Raw genomic sequence first — 13,851 nt, forward strand, 5'->3', positions numbered from 1 at the left:
TGCTGCAAGACCGACCACGTGATGCGGACGCGACTGCTTGCCCTACGCCCGACCAGCGCCAGGAGCCGCATCTTCTCGTGGGTCCTGTTGCTGGTGTTGGCGTCGCTGGCGGCCGTCACCGTCACCACCTGGCTGCTCATGATCCGCGCCACCGACAATCGCATGCGTGAATCGCTGCGCACCGAGATCGCCGAGTTCACCACCCTCACCGACGCAGGCGTCGATCCCGGCACCGGCGCACCGTTCGACGACATCAACGACGTGCTCCGCGTGGTGATCACCTACAACCTCGCCCGCCCCAACGAGAAGTTCCTGGGCTACGTGGACGGCGCTTTCGCCGTGCAGAGCAGGCAGCAGGCACCGGTGCGACTGTCCGACGACACCGGCTTCACCGCCGAAGTCGGGACCGTCACCGCGCCCGTCGAGGGTTCGTATTCGAGCGCCGCAGGTGAAGTGGTGTACCTCGCCGTGCCGGTCTCGCTGGCGGGCGACCCGGTGACCGGGGTCGTGGTCGCCGCGTACTTCGCCGACCAGGAACGCGCCTCCGCCGACGAGACCGCGACCTTGATGCTCGTCGTCGGCGGCGTCACCTCGGTGCTGGCGGCAGTAGGGGCGTGGTTGGTCGCGGGCCGCATCATGTCGCCGATCAGACACATCACCGCAACCGCCAGAACGATCACCGAGACCGACCTTTCCGGCCGAATCACCGACGCCAGAACAACGGGTCGAGGCGACGACATCGGAGCCCTGATCGACACACTGAACTCGATGCTCGATCGGATCGAGTCCGGCGCGGCCAGTCAACGCCGATTTCTCGACGACGCAGGCCACGAACTCCGCACTCCCATCACCATCGTCCGCGGCCATCTCGACGTGCTCGACCACGACGACCCCGTCGACGTGCGCGATACCGTCGCGCTCGTCGACGACGAACTCGATCGGATGAACCGGCTCGTCGCGGACCTGTTGCTGCTCACCCGAGCCGATCAGACGAGCTTCGTCAACCCCGTCGTCACCGATGTCGACGCGCTCACCCGAAGCGTGTTCGACAAGGTGACCACCCTCGCCGACCGGGAATGGGTGCTCGAGGCCAGCGCGACCGTCCACGCGCCGCTCGACGCTCAACGGCTGACCCAGGCGCTGCTGGCGTTGGCGGACAACGCAACCCACCACACGATGCCCGGCAGTCGTGTCGGCATCGGATCCCAACTGTCCGACGGTGACATCCGGTTCTGGGTCACCGACTCGGGCCCTGGAATCGCGCGCGACGAGCAGGAACGAATCTTCGAGCGCTTCGCCCGCGGTCGCAACGGAACCAGACGCACCGAGGGCGCGGGGCTCGGGTTGTCCATCGTCACCGCCATCGCACAGGCCCACCGCGGACGGGTGAGTGTCGGCAGCGCACCGGGGCACGGTGCCACGTTCACCATCACGATCCCACTGACCGATTCCGTTCCCTCGCAGAAAGATCGACCATGGCCCGCATCCTGATCGCCGAAGACGAACCCCGCATCGCCTCGTTCGTCCAGAAGGGGCTGCGAGCGAGCGGCTTCAGCACGACCACCGTCTCCGACGGTAGATCCGCTTACGAACACGCCCGCAGCGGTGACTTCGATCTGGTGGTACTCGACATCGGTCTGCCGAACATGGACGGCTTCGAGGTACTGCAGCGACTGCGCGGAGAGCAATGCGAGATACCGGTGATCGTGTTGACTGCCCGCGACAGCGTCCACGACGTGGTGTCCGGTCTCGAGACCGGTGCCGACGACTACATGGCCAAACCGTTCCGGTTCGAGGAACTGCTGGCGCGCATCCGAGTTCGCCTGGGCACCAAGAGAACCGTCGACACCACCCAGCTCACCGTCGCGGACCTCACCCTGGACCTGCGTACTCGACGAGCTGTGGCGGGAGACCGCACTGTCGACCTGTCGGCCCGTGAGTTCGCCCTCGCCGAGACCTTCATGCGCCACCCGGGCCAGGTCCTCTCGCGAGAGCAACTCCTGTCGCAGGTGTGGGGCTACGACTTCGACCCGGGCTCCAACGTCGTCGATGTCTACGTCCGCTACCTCCGGGCGAAATTCGGTGCCACACGAATCGAGACCGTCCGCGGAATGGGGTACCGACTGTCCGAGACATGAATGGCGTCGGCCGGTGCCGACGCCACTGCTCGAGTCTCAGTCGTCCCGATCGTCGTTGTCGTCGTCCCGATCGTCGTCGTCGCTGCGATCGTCCAGATCGTCCCGGTCATCGTCGCGATCGTCCCAGTCGTCGTTGCGATCGTCCCAGTCGTCGTTGCGATCGTCCCAGTCGTCGTAACGGTCGTCGTTGCGATCGTCCCAGTCGTCGTCGTAACGGTCGTCCGAGATCCGGGTCGGTGCGGGCTGCTGGGGCGCTGCCGGCGGGTTCGAGGCCGAATCTGCGTCCGACAGAGGCTGTTCCACCGAGATCGACGACGGCCGCTGCTGGGTGGGGCCGTCGTCGGCGATCGCGAGTGCGCCGACGCTTCCGAGGGTGACGACAACGGCTGCTGCACCGACGATCATGAATTTTGCCGGCATTCTCATGACTGCTCCTTCGATTCGAGTTCTGTGGGCCACCGTTTCGGTGATGACTCAACGATCGCCGTCGAACGTGAGAACCGAAGGAAGACAACATGAGCGAGTTCTCATTCTGGTGGCGGGCGCGTGCCGCTGCGCGAGGGGCTGCATTCGGCCGTCGCCGCTGACGATGTCGAGACAAGGATCGGAGCGGTCGTTCGAGCGACGCGCGCCGGTGGGTCGCCACGTCGACCGACCCCCGAGCGCCTATGGTGATTCGCGATGAAAAGGATTCGAGTGTGCGTGGCCGCGTCGGCGGTGTCGATGATTCTCGTCGGCTTCGGCTGTGGACCGGCTCTGGCACAACCTGCCGCCGAGCCACCGGTGGTGACGACGACACCGCCGTTCACGACGCCCGACACCGACAGCTGCCCCTTCGCCGCGTCACCGCCCCCGGCGATCGACCTGTCCGAGGTACCGGCCCCTGGAAGCACTGCCCCGCAACCACTCCCGATTCCCGCCGAGGCTGTCGGCGGGGATCGGCTCGCCGAGTGTGGAGCGGTACTGCCGGACGGGGCTCCCCCGTTGCCTGCGGACATCTCGGCCACCGGGTTCGTGGTGGCCGACATGGACTCGGGCTCCGTTCTGGTCGCCAAGGATCCGCACGGGCGGCATCGGCCGGCGAGCACGATCAAGGTGCTGCTCGCACTCGTTGCGCTCGACGAGCTGAACCTGAATACCCAGATCACCGCGACCGCGGAGGACGCCGATGCAGAGGGCAGTGCCGTCGGCATCGGCGAGAACGGTGTGTACACCAATCTCCAATTGATGCAGGGACTGGTGATGGCATCGGGAAACGATGCAGCGCATGCGTTGTCCAGGCAGCTGGGCGGTGACTCCGCCACCGTGGACAAGATGAATGCCAAGGCCGCGGAACTGGGGGCGCTCGATACGCGCACCGCCACGCCGTCGGGTCTCGACGGTCCCGGCATGGCGAGCTCGGCCTACGATCTGGCGTTGATCTACCGCGCGGCCATGCGTAATCCGACTTTCGCGCAACTGATTTCGACCGAGACGGTTCAGTTTCCCGGCTACCCGAAGGATCCCACGATCCCGGACGACCAGGACCGGCCCGGGTTCACCCTCTCCAACGACAATCAGTTGCTCTACAACTACGAGGGCGCACTCGGCGGCAAGACCGGGTACACCGACGATGCGCGCCAGACGTTCGTCGCAGGAGCAGAGCGGGGCGGTCGACGCCTCGTCGTGACGATCATGAAGGGAGACGTGCTGCCGATCCGGCCGTGGGAGCAAGCGGCCCGCCTGTTGGACTACGGGTTCGCTCTCGATTCGAGCCGCGGCGTCGGCGAGCTCGTGGAGCCGCAATCGACGTCCGCGGTGACGAGCACCCGCGCGCCCGAGGCCACGCCGACTCTTGCCCAGCCACCCGCATCGGCGTCGGGCTCGAGCTCCCGCCAGTCCGAGATGCAGGCCCAAGGCGACACCGTCGTTCGCATCGCGATCGGTGTCCTCGGGTCGATCGTGGTGATCGGGCTGTTGTGGGGCGCTCGGCGTCTTTCGCGCAACCGCTGATCAGCGACGCCGGTTGCGCAGTCCTGCGAAACCGAGAGCTGCGAGGGCACCGGCACCCACCAGAGCCAGACCGCCCGTGACGCCCGGCCCATCACTGACCTCGACCCTCGTGTTGATCACCGCCGGCTCCGGGGCCGGAACGTGGGCTTCGGCCAAGCTTTCTCGAGTCGTCGCGGCGAACGACGTGGAGAACAACACGAGACGCGACGTCGTGAACACGAACACCAGCAGACCGATGATCGGTCCGAAGACCACGCCCGCAGGACCGCTCGTCACCGAAGCCAGGTAGAGGGCACCGAGCTGCTTGAAGATCTCGAATCCGACGGCAGCGAGCAGCGCACCTTTGGCTGCGCTGCGCCACGACACCGGCTCGCGCGGAAGCCTCGAGATCACCCAGGTGAACAACGCCCAGGTACCCGCCAGCGCAAGTAGAACGGAGAACACGCGCAGTGCGACGCCCACTCCTGGAACGGAATCGAGATTGGCCCACTCGAGAATGCTGCGCATCAGGTCACCACCGGCCAGTGCCGACAACGCCAGCGACAGCACGAGCGCGGTTCCCAGCCCGAGCAGCGCGGCGAAGTCCTTGGCCTTGGTGGCCAGAAATCCGCCCTGCTCGTGCTGGCTCTCCCACATCGCGGTCAGCGCCTCGCGCAAGTTGGCGATCCAACCGAGACCCGCATACAACGCACCGAGCAGACCGATGATGCCGACGCTCGTCCGAGACTCGATGGCAGTCTGGATCAGCGAATTGATCGTCTCGCCGAAGCTGCCCGGCACGTTCTCGGCAATCTGCGACTGGATCTCGGCAAGCCACTCGGGCTGATTCACCAGCACGAACCCAGCGATCGCGAAGGCGACCATCAGCAAGGGGAACAAGGCCAGCACGCTGAAATACGTCATCCCGGCCGCGTAGTAATCGCCCTTCTGGCCCTGATACCGCTGCGCAGCAACAACAGTGTGATCGAGCCACGGCCACCGGTTGCGCCGGTCGTCGAGGATCGCCTTGAAATCTGGCATGGCACTCGCCTTCTCGCTGTTGTCGGCTGCTGTCGGATCGTGTCGCCGCGGTGCTGCGTCTCGAAGTACTGTTTGCCGGAATTCAGCACGACGAAACTCGGTGTGCCGTAGATGCTATGCACCCGGAGGCAGGAAACCCACCCTGTCGTAGACCTGAGCGAGCGTTCGACTCGCCACTTCCCTGGCTCGATCCGCACCGGACGCGAGGATGCGGTCGAGTTCGGCCACATCCGCCATGAACCCGTCCATCCGCTCCCGCAGCGGAACGACGAACTCGGTCAGAACGTCGGCGGTGTCGGATTTGAGGTCGCCGTAGCCCTTGCCCGCGTACCCGGCAACGAGATCGTCGATACTCACGCCCGACAGCGCGGACTGAATCACCAGTAGGTTGCTGACGCCCGCTTTGTTCTCCGGATCGAACACGATGTCGCGTTCGTTGTCCGTCACTGCCGATCGAATCTTCTTGGCCGACACCTTCGGATCGTCGAGAATGTTGACGATGCCCGCCGGATTCGACGAGGACTTGCTCATTTTCGCGGTGGGATCCTGTAGGTCGAAGATCTTCGCGGTGCCCTTGATGATGTGCGCATCGGGCACGACGAACGTCTTCTTGAACCGCGTGTTGAAACGCTGCGCCAGATCGCGAGTCAGCTCCAGGTGTTGCCGCTGATCCTCGCCCACGGGCACCAGATTCGGCCGATAGAGAAGAATGTCCGCGGCCTGCAGAATCGGGTAGGTGAACAGCCCGACGCTGGTGTGATCGCGACCCTGCTTGGCAGACTTGTCCTTGAACTGCGTCATCCTCGCTGCTTCGCCGAATCCGGTGATGCAGTTCAGAACCCACGCCAGCTGCGCATGCTCGGGCACCTGACTCTGCACGAACAGCGTCGACTTCTCCGGATCGATCCCTACCGCGAGCAACTGCGCCGCGGCCACCCGGGTGCGGCGGCGAAGCTCCTTGGGATCCTGCGGAACGGTGATCGCATGCAGGTCCGGAATGAAATAGAACGCGTCGAACTCGTCCTGCAACTCCACCCAGTTCCGCACCGCGCCCAGGTAGTTACCGAGATGGAACGAATCCGCAGTCGGTTGGATGCCGGAGAGCACCCGCCTACGCGGACCTTGCGGAGTGTCGATGGAGTCGGAAGAAGACATACCGCAATCTTTTCACGACCCCATCGACGCCAACTCCCTGCCTAGCGGTAGCGCACTGTCACGGGAGCATGATCGGACCATCGCTGGTCGTACGCCTCGGCCCGCTCGGTGATCGCTTCCTTGGCGCGCTCGGCCAGATCGCTCGTGGCCAACTGATAGTCGATCCGCCACCCGGCGTCGTTGTCGAAGGCCTTGCCGCGGTAGGACCACCAGCTGTACGGACCTTCGACGCCCGGGTGCAGCGCACGTACGACGTCGGTCCACGGTGCCTTCTCGGCGAGCAACCGCGCCACCCACTCGCGTTCCTCGGGCAGGAAGCCGGAGTTCTTGCGGTTGGTCTTCCATGCCTTGAGATCGGCCTCGGTGTGGGCGATGTTCCAATCGCCGCACACCACCACGTCCCGATCGTCGGACTTCGCGGCCTTGGCCGTCTTGGCCAGATACTTAGCGAACGCCGCCATGAAGCGTTCCTTCTCGTCCTGACGTTCGGTACCCACCTCGCCCGACGGCAGATACAGGCTCGCCACGGTGACATCGCCGAAGTCGCCTTCGATGTAGCGACCCACATCGGCGAATTCGGCGGCACCGATGCCGGTGCGAATCGCATCGGGAGCCGCCTTCGACAGCAAAGCCACCCCGTTGCGGCCCTTCGCGGACGGCTCGGCCGAGGCCAGGTGCCAGCCCGCATCGAGGGCCGGGGCCAACGCCTTGGTCAGTTCCCCGTCGTTGGCGCGGGTTTCCTGCAGGCAGATGACGTCGGCATCGGTGGTCTCGAGCCATGGCAGCATGCCCTTGCGAACAGCTGCGCGAATTCCGTTGACGTTGACAGTGGAAACAGTGATCGGCACGCCGACGACGGTAGCGGAGCCCACCGACAGTCGGCAGGTCGCCTTCTGCCGGCGGCACCTCCGGCGAGATTGCTAAGGACGCCTCGGCTTGGCCCCGGGTTTCGGGGCGGTGACCGCCGATGTCACCTCCGGCGAGGTGATCGGTTCTCGATCGATGCGTCGGTAGACGAGGTGTTGCTGGGCGTAGGTCCAGATGTTGTTGCTGCCCCAGTACAACAACACCGCGACAGGAAGTACCGGCCCACCGACGAGCACGCCTGCCGGGAACACCCAGAGCACGAGTTTGTTCATGATGGCGGTCTGCGGGTTTGCCAGCGCCGCTGCGTCCTGCCGAGCAACGGACGCCCGCGAGTTCAGATGCGTGGCCACCGCAGCGACGATCATCAACGGGACCGCGACGAGCGCGATGCTCAACACCGACGGCACTCCCCCGAACGGGCCGAATGCCTCCAGTACCTCACGCGAGCTGTTCATGGCAGCCGAGATCGGCGCACCGAACAGTCGCGCGTGGAGAAAGGACTGCACATCGGCGGCATTGAACACGTAGTTCGCGGTGTTCGCATTCTCCTGCGCCGTCATGCCGAGATGGCCGAATCCGGTGCCGGTTCGGTTGAACGAGCGCAGCACGTGCAGCAGACCGATGAAAACCGGGGCCTGCGCCAGCAGGGGCAGGCACCCCAGCAAGGGGTTGAAACCGTGTTCCTGCTGCAGTTTCCGCATCTCGGTTGCCTGTCGAGCACGGTCCCCGGAGTACTTCTTCCGTACGGCCTCGAGCTGTGGTTGGAGCCTTTTCATGGCTAGCTGCGAACGAATCTGACTGACGAACGGCTTGATCAGCAGCGCGCGCAGCGTGAAAACCAGGAATATCACCGCCAAGGCCCAGGCGAAGCCGTTGTCGGGGCCGAGCACAGCCCCGAAGACTTTGTGCCAGAACCACAGCACCGCGGAGACGGGATAGTAGACGACATCGAGCATGGTGGAGCACCTCACTGTGAGAGAAGTCGGTCGGTTGGCGTCTCGACCGGATCTCGCAGTGGCTCAGGAGAACTGGAGCCACCGGTCCGGTCCGTGGACCGAACCGGGTGCTCTGGGCATGGGGCGACCGGGCGCATCGGGTTGCTGTTGCCTGCGGAACGATCCACGAAGCCGCCGACCGTCCGCGCCTGCGGCGCACGACGACAGCGGTGCGATCACGGCGAGGTCGCACGGCGCACCGAGGACGACCAGGGACGCCGCGACCAACGCACCGAACATCGCTATCTGTGCGGCGGGTTGTGCGTCGACGACGGCGAAGACGACGAGCAGGACGGCAAGGACGCCGACCAGTGTCCCGGCGTAACGTCGCATCGCCAGGTGGAGGGTTCGAGAATCGAGCATCTTCGGTTCCTTGGGACAGCCTCGCGGACAACGGATTGCGAAGGCGTGGGGGAACTGTCGAGCTACAGTGCCCCCACCAGTGCACCGGGTGCTCGTGGCTGTGGGCGGCCCGGAGCATCCGGGCGATGTTGACGCCGGAAAGAGCCTCGAAGGTGTCGTTCCTCTGCGGCGGGGCCGACGTTCGGCAGCAGGCGCAGCAGTGCCGGAACATCGACACGGTGTGCGAGCAGCATCAGCGCTGCCAGCGCCGCGACGAGGATCAGGGCCACGTCTGCGGTTGCGTTCGGCATCGTCAGGTACAGCGTCACGAGGAGCAGCGAGGTGACGACCATGCGCTGGTATCTCATCCCGCACCTCCCTGGTATGCCACCGAACCCGAGTCGTTGCTCAGGGTACAGATACCGCAGGGTCCGTGCACAGGTGCCAGGTATCCCCGACGAACACCGGACCTCGGGCTTGCACGCAGGGACGAACGTAGTCGGGCAGTCGCTCGAGCTCCGCGTCGGCGTCGGACGACAACCCACCGACGTAGGACGTATCGATGCGTCCGGTCTGCTCGAAGCGATCGACGTTGTGCCGTGCGATGTACGCATCCGGATTCAGAGCCGCCAGCGTGAGCACGGTCAGAACCGCACCGACGCCCACGGCTCTCGGTAGCCAGCGCCCCGACATCCGCGCGCCCGAGATCAGAAGCAGTACGAACACCGATCCCAGCCACCACTCGACGGCCGTGACGAACAACCTGAGGGTGGTGTAGCCGTACTGCTGCTCGTACAGGGACATTCGATGCAGCGCCGACGCAACGATCACCAACGACAGCAGGCACAGCGCTCCGAGCAACGCCCGCAATGCGATTCGATCTCCCCGGTCTTTTCGCCGAGCCTTCGCGACCGTCACCGCAATGACGAACAGTGTCAGTACCGTCACTGCCAGCAATTGCCAGAAGCCCTGCCGGGCGTACTCGGCATTGGTCAGTCCCTCCGTGGTCGCCACATGCCCCTGCCCGCCGAACAGCGTCGGAACCTGGAACCCGACGAACACGACGAACAACGCCACCACCGCCCCGAGCGGAATCATCCACTCCCACAACTGCACTGTTCGACGCGGCGACGGAGCGAGGCGATCGAATCGAGGCGGATGCAGCGCGACGTAGCAGACCGCGAGCGCACCTGCTGCAGTGAGCACGAAGACGAGAATGCGTCCGACGATGGACGCGGCATCGAACTCGGGCGTCACCGCGCCCAGTGCGTCCGAGAAGCGCTTGTCGGCCGCACCGAACAACGCTGCGAACACGACGACGAGTGCGATCGTGACAGCGGCGACCATGCCGGCCCGCACCGGCCGCGGCCCCTCCAGGTCGATCGAACCGGCTCCGCGTCGGATCCACCGAGCAACTCGCACCGGCAGCAACACCGGCAGGAGACCGCCGAGTGTAATTCCCGTCCACGTCCAGGCGCGGGAGAGCACCACCACTGCGACCACGATGGCCAGCGTCGTCGACATCGTCACGATCCACTCCGCTGCGCGCAGTGCAGACACGCTCGCCAAGGCCAGCGCACCTGCCACGCCGCCCCATTCCCACCGCGAGAGCCTGCCGCGGCGGGCTGCGAGCACGACGACGACGAAGGCCACGGCAGTGACCAGCACACCGAACGTGTTGTCCATCAACGTCACTGCACCGACCAGTCCGGCGAGAGCCGACCCGAGGAGTGCCGCGCGAGGGGGCTGCGAATACCGCAGCACCGGCCAGGTGCGCGGCCCCCAGACAGAGCGCCCGTGCTTCGATCTCGGCTGAATCGGAATGTCGATAGTGCTCATAACACTTCCTTCTTGTGTGTTTCGGGCATGGAAGGTCGGCGGCTGCAGTCCGGAGACGAGCAGTCGCGGTTCGGGTGGATCGGGAAAGTCAGTGCTCGGGGATGGCCACTCTGATGTGGCAGCCGAATTCGGTGTCGAGAACTTCGATGGTTCCGCCGTGCAGCTCGGTGGCCCAGCGGGCGATGCCGAGGCCGAGACCTGTTCCGCCGTCGGTGGATCCGCCGCGGGTGAATCGGTCGAACACCGCATGACGATCGGCGAGGGCGATGCCCGGCCCCTGGTCTACGACGTCGAATGCATAGGCTCCGCCGATTCGGTGAGCCCGCAGCGTCACAGTGCTCGAATGGGGGGAATGCCGCACGGCGTTGTCGACGAGGTTGGTGATCACCTGTGTCATGCGAGATCGGTCGGCCACGACGGTCGAATCTCCGGGCGAGACGACGATCGACACTCGTTCTCGGTGAACGGATGTCGCATCCTCGAGGAACTGCTGCACCGCGAACTCCTCCGGGGCAATGGTGAGCACACCGCCCTCCACCCGAGACAGGTCGAGCAGTTCGCTGACCAGATCTCCGAGTCGTTCGGTTTGACGCAGCGCCACCGACAGCGTTGCGGGATTCGCGTCGGTCACCCCGTCGACCATGTTCTCGAGCACGGCACGCAGCGCAGCGATGGGCGTCTTCAACTCGTGCGAGACGTTGCCGATCAGTTCGCGGCGGTACTTCTCGGCAGCTTCCAGATCACTCGCCATGGTGTTGAACGCCGTGGCGAGCTCACCCACCTCGTCCCTCGACGTGGCTCGCACTCGTGTCGAATAGTCCCCTCGCGCCATCGCTTTGGCGGCCGAGGTCATCTCGCGCAGCGGCGACGTCATCCCGTGGGCGACGAACTGTGTCACGGCCAAGGACACGACGAGAGCTGCGAGGAGGGTGTAGCGAAATTGCCAGCCCGCCCCGATCCAGAAGACGACGCTCGCGAGCACCAGCACGATACCGACGACGAGCGAAACCTTGAGCTTGAACGACCGCAACGGATCCAACGGACGCGGCAGCATGCGCGTCATCGCGGCGACTCCACGGCATAGCCGACGCCGTGCACGGTGCGGATGAGATCGCCACCGAGTTTGCGACGCAACGCTTTCACGTGAGAATCGACCGTCCTGCTGCTGGCGGAATCGTCCCAGCCCCAGAGCTCCGACAGTAGAGTCTCCCGCGAGACCGCAGTACGCGGCCGAGCCGCCAGATAGGCGAGGATGTCGAATTCCGTTCTGGTCAAGTGGATGTCACCGGAGGAAGTGGTCACCCGCCGTTCCCGGTGATCGATCTGCACGTCACCGACTCGAACCGCCTGCGGTTCGGCTGCCACCGTTCGCTCGGCACGCCGAACCAGGGCGTGCACGCGAGCGACCAACTCGCGCATACTGAACGGCTTACCCAGGTAGTCGTCCGCGCCGACGCCCAGGCCGACGAGCATGTCCGTCTCGTCGGACTTGGCCGTCAACATCAACACCGGGACCGGGCGGGACGCCTGGATACGGCGGCACACCTCGAGCCCGTCGAACCCGGGCAGCATCAGATCGAGCACCACCACGTCCGGATCGATCCTGGCGCACGCGTCGACGGCAGCCGGACCGTCGGCGGCAGTGACGACCTCGTACCCTTCGCCGCGCAGCCGAGCGGCAACGGCGTCGGAGATCGTGGGCTCGTCGTCGACGACGAGAACTGTGCGGCTCATGAGAACTGACCCTAGAGGGCGCACGTGGAGGAGCCCGTCGGGAAATGTGGAGGTTCGGTGAAGGTTGAGCCAGGCGTTTCACATCGCCCTCGGTGGAACGCCGGCAACGATCACCGGTTGATCCTGGGCGCTCCTACGCGGCGGAACGCTTGTCCATCCACATGGCAGTGGCCAGTACCCCGAGACCGGCCACCGCCAGGCCCGAGCCGACGGCGGCGGGTGCCGTGTACCCGAATCCAGCGGCGATCACGGCACCCCCGACTGCCGCTCCGATGGCGTTGGCCAGGTTGAACGCGGCATGGTTGAGCGACGCGGCGAGCGTCTGAGCGTCCTCTGCCACGTCCATCAACCTCGTCTGCAGACCGGGGACCACAGAAGAGCCGGACGCGCCGATGAGGAACACCAGCAGGAGTGCGGTGATCGGATTGTGTGCGGCCACGACGAACACCGCAAGAGTTACCGCAGTAGCGGCCAAACCGACGAAGGTGCCCTTGAGCTGGTACCTGTCGGCGAGCCAGCCGCCGGCGTAGTTTCCGACGACCATTCCGAGTCCGTAGATCATCAGGGCGACCGGAACGAGTGCGCGGGCGAGACCGGCGACGTCGGTCAGAGTCGACGCGATGTAGGTGTAGACCGCGAACATGCCGCCGAATCCGACGATGCCCACGAACAGGGTCATCCACACCTGGCTGCGCCGCAGTGCGCCCAGCTCGGTGATGGGGCTGGTGGTCGGCATCGCGTCGAGTCGTGGCATCCAGAGGACTAGCGCGGCGACGGTGAGGGCACCGATGACAGCAACGAGCGTGAATGCACTGCGCCATCCCAACGCCTGCCCGATCCAGGTCGCCACCGGGACGCCGACGACGTTCGCGACGGAGAGTCCCATCATCACCATCGCGACGGCCTTGGCTCGCTTGCCCGGTTCGGCGAGGTGAGCAGCCACCAGGGCCGCGACACCGAAGTACGCACCGTGCGGCAGGCCGGCGACGAAGCGCGAGGCGACGAGTTCGTTGAAGCTGGGCGCGAACACCGTGCCGAGGTTGCCGAGGGTGAAGGCCACCATCAGCGCCAGTAGCAACATCCGCCGGGGAACGCGAGCAGCCAGGGCTGCGATGGTCGGCGCACCGACCACGACGCCGAGCGCATACGCGGAGATCATGTGGCCGGCCGAGGGCTCGGAGATCCCCATCGTCGTGGCGATGTCCGGCAACAGACCCATCGACGCGAACTCCGTGGTGCCGATTCCGAAGCCGCCGATGGACAGTGCCAGCATCGCGAGCTTGCGGCGGGTTGAGTGCGGTCGGTGACTGACACTCAGGCCACTCGACACCTTGCCGCGCACAGCGCTGACTCGGGCAAGAGCGGAATCGGTGACAGTCACAGCAGTACAACCTTCGTGTGCAAATCGGGGGCAGAGGAAGCGGCCGGAAATCGAGCCTGCGGTCGGGGACCCACCGGGTCCGACCCAGAAGGCAACGTCGCTCCCGTCAATTGTCTTCCCGACGGCAGATTGTTTCGCGTGGATGCACGGTGATTGTCCTCACCCGAACATCTGCTCGAGCTCGACCCGATTGGATGCCGTGCCCTCGTTCCGATGGGGTGCCGTTACCCGCTACGATGATCGCCAGGTCATGAGTGCCAGCATCGAGCCCCGGCTTGCTGGCCGGCAACCCTCCAACCGCGGTGGGGTGCCCCGGGTGAACGACCAGGCCGATACGGCACGCGAGTGCCGTTTCGACAAGCGCGGGTCCGCAGGAAGCGGACCCACT

At 65.5% G+C, this 13,851-nt stretch carries 14 protein-coding genes and 1 riboswitch; of the genes, 3 read left to right on the plus strand and 11 right to left on the minus strand.

Annotation, left to right across the window (positions count from 1 at the left end; genetic code table 11):
- Window positions 1–21 precede the first annotated feature (21 nt).
- Both QM615_RS04540 and QM615_RS04545 read left to right on the plus strand, forming a co-directional pair.
- Complete coding sequence (locus QM615_RS04540) at window positions 22–1,491, plus strand: sensor histidine kinase (RefSeq protein WP_283347097.1); 1,470 nt, start codon at window positions 22–24, stop codon at window positions 1,489–1,491.
- On the plus strand, window positions 1,476–2,138 hold the full coding sequence (locus QM615_RS04545) for a response regulator transcription factor (RefSeq protein ID WP_068051697.1): 663 nt from the start codon (window positions 1,476–1,478) through the stop codon (window positions 2,136–2,138). The genes QM615_RS04540 and QM615_RS04545 overlap by 16 nt, the downstream gene beginning before the upstream one ends.
- Window positions 2,139–2,174: 36 nt before the next feature.
- On the opposite strand, the gene QM615_RS04550 is transcribed toward QM615_RS04545, so the two are convergent.
- Window positions 2,175–2,564 (minus strand): hypothetical protein, encoded by a 390-nt coding sequence (locus QM615_RS04550; RefSeq protein WP_283347098.1) that lies wholly within the window; start codon window positions 2,562–2,564, stop codon window positions 2,175–2,177.
- Between the two features lie 255 nt (window positions 2,565–2,819).
- Between QM615_RS04550 and QM615_RS04555 the strand changes: the two genes are divergently transcribed.
- On the plus strand, window positions 2,820–4,130 hold the full coding sequence (locus QM615_RS04555) for a D-alanyl-D-alanine carboxypeptidase family protein (protein WP_502941861.1): 1,311 nt from the start codon (window positions 2,820–2,822) through the stop codon (window positions 4,128–4,130).
- Here the strand turns inward: QM615_RS04555 and yhjD are convergent, their stop codons facing one another.
- The 10 genes from yhjD to QM615_RS04605 form a co-directional block, all read right to left on the minus strand.
- Window positions 4,131–5,150, minus strand: coding sequence for an inner membrane protein YhjD (gene yhjD, locus QM615_RS04560; protein ID WP_283347099.1), 1,020 nt, complete (start codon window positions 5,148–5,150; stop codon window positions 4,131–4,133).
- Window positions 5,151–5,264: 114 nt separating this feature from the next.
- Complete coding sequence (gene trpS / locus QM615_RS04565) at window positions 5,265–6,305, minus strand: tryptophan--tRNA ligase (RefSeq protein ID WP_283347100.1); 1,041 nt, start codon at window positions 6,303–6,305, stop codon at window positions 5,265–5,267.
- A gap of 41 nt (window positions 6,306–6,346) precedes the next feature.
- Window positions 6,347–7,093 (minus strand): exodeoxyribonuclease III, encoded by a 747-nt coding sequence (locus QM615_RS04570; protein ID WP_394855246.1) that lies wholly within the window; start codon window positions 7,091–7,093, stop codon window positions 6,347–6,349.
- Window positions 7,094–7,225: 132 nt separating this feature from the next.
- Window positions 7,226–8,128 (minus strand): membrane protein insertase YidC, encoded by a 903-nt coding sequence (gene yidC / locus QM615_RS04575; protein ID WP_283347102.1) that lies wholly within the window; start codon window positions 8,126–8,128, stop codon window positions 7,226–7,228.
- 63 nt (window positions 8,129–8,191) lie between these two features.
- On the minus strand, window positions 8,192–8,530 hold the full coding sequence (locus tag QM615_RS04580) for a DUF6412 domain-containing protein (RefSeq protein WP_283347103.1): 339 nt from the start codon (window positions 8,528–8,530) through the stop codon (window positions 8,192–8,194).
- Window positions 8,531–8,592: 62 nt separating this feature from the next.
- A complete protein-coding gene (locus tag QM615_RS04585; protein ID WP_283347104.1) occupies window positions 8,593–8,877 on the minus strand; it encodes a DUF6412 domain-containing protein in 285 nt (94 codons plus the stop codon).
- A 40-nt stretch (window positions 8,878–8,917) separates the two neighbouring features.
- A complete protein-coding gene (locus QM615_RS04590; RefSeq protein WP_283347105.1) occupies window positions 8,918–10,348 on the minus strand; it encodes a DUF4153 domain-containing protein in 1,431 nt (476 codons plus the stop codon).
- 88 nt (window positions 10,349–10,436) lie between these two features.
- Entirely contained in the window at window positions 10,437–11,411 is a 975-nt protein-coding gene (locus tag QM615_RS04595) for a HAMP domain-containing sensor histidine kinase (protein WP_283347106.1), read from the minus strand.
- Window positions 11,408–12,082: a response regulator transcription factor gene (locus tag QM615_RS04600; RefSeq protein WP_283347107.1), complete on the minus strand. Its 675-nt coding sequence runs from the start codon at window positions 12,080–12,082 to the stop codon at window positions 11,408–11,410. Before QM615_RS04600 ends, QM615_RS04595 begins: the two co-directional genes overlap by 4 nt.
- Before the next feature lie 133 nt (window positions 12,083–12,215).
- Window positions 12,216–13,355: an MFS transporter gene (locus QM615_RS04605; protein WP_068051784.1), complete on the minus strand. Its 1,140-nt coding sequence runs from the start codon at window positions 13,353–13,355 to the stop codon at window positions 12,216–12,218.
- A gap of 354 nt (window positions 13,356–13,709) precedes the next feature.
- Window positions 13,710–13,832: riboswitch (SAM riboswitch) on the plus strand.
- Window positions 13,833–13,851 lie beyond the last annotated feature (19 nt).

Source organism: Rhodococcus sp. IEGM 1341, from assembly GCF_030056895.1.
GTDB lineage: Bacteria > Actinomycetota > Actinomycetes > Mycobacteriales > Mycobacteriaceae > Rhodococcoides.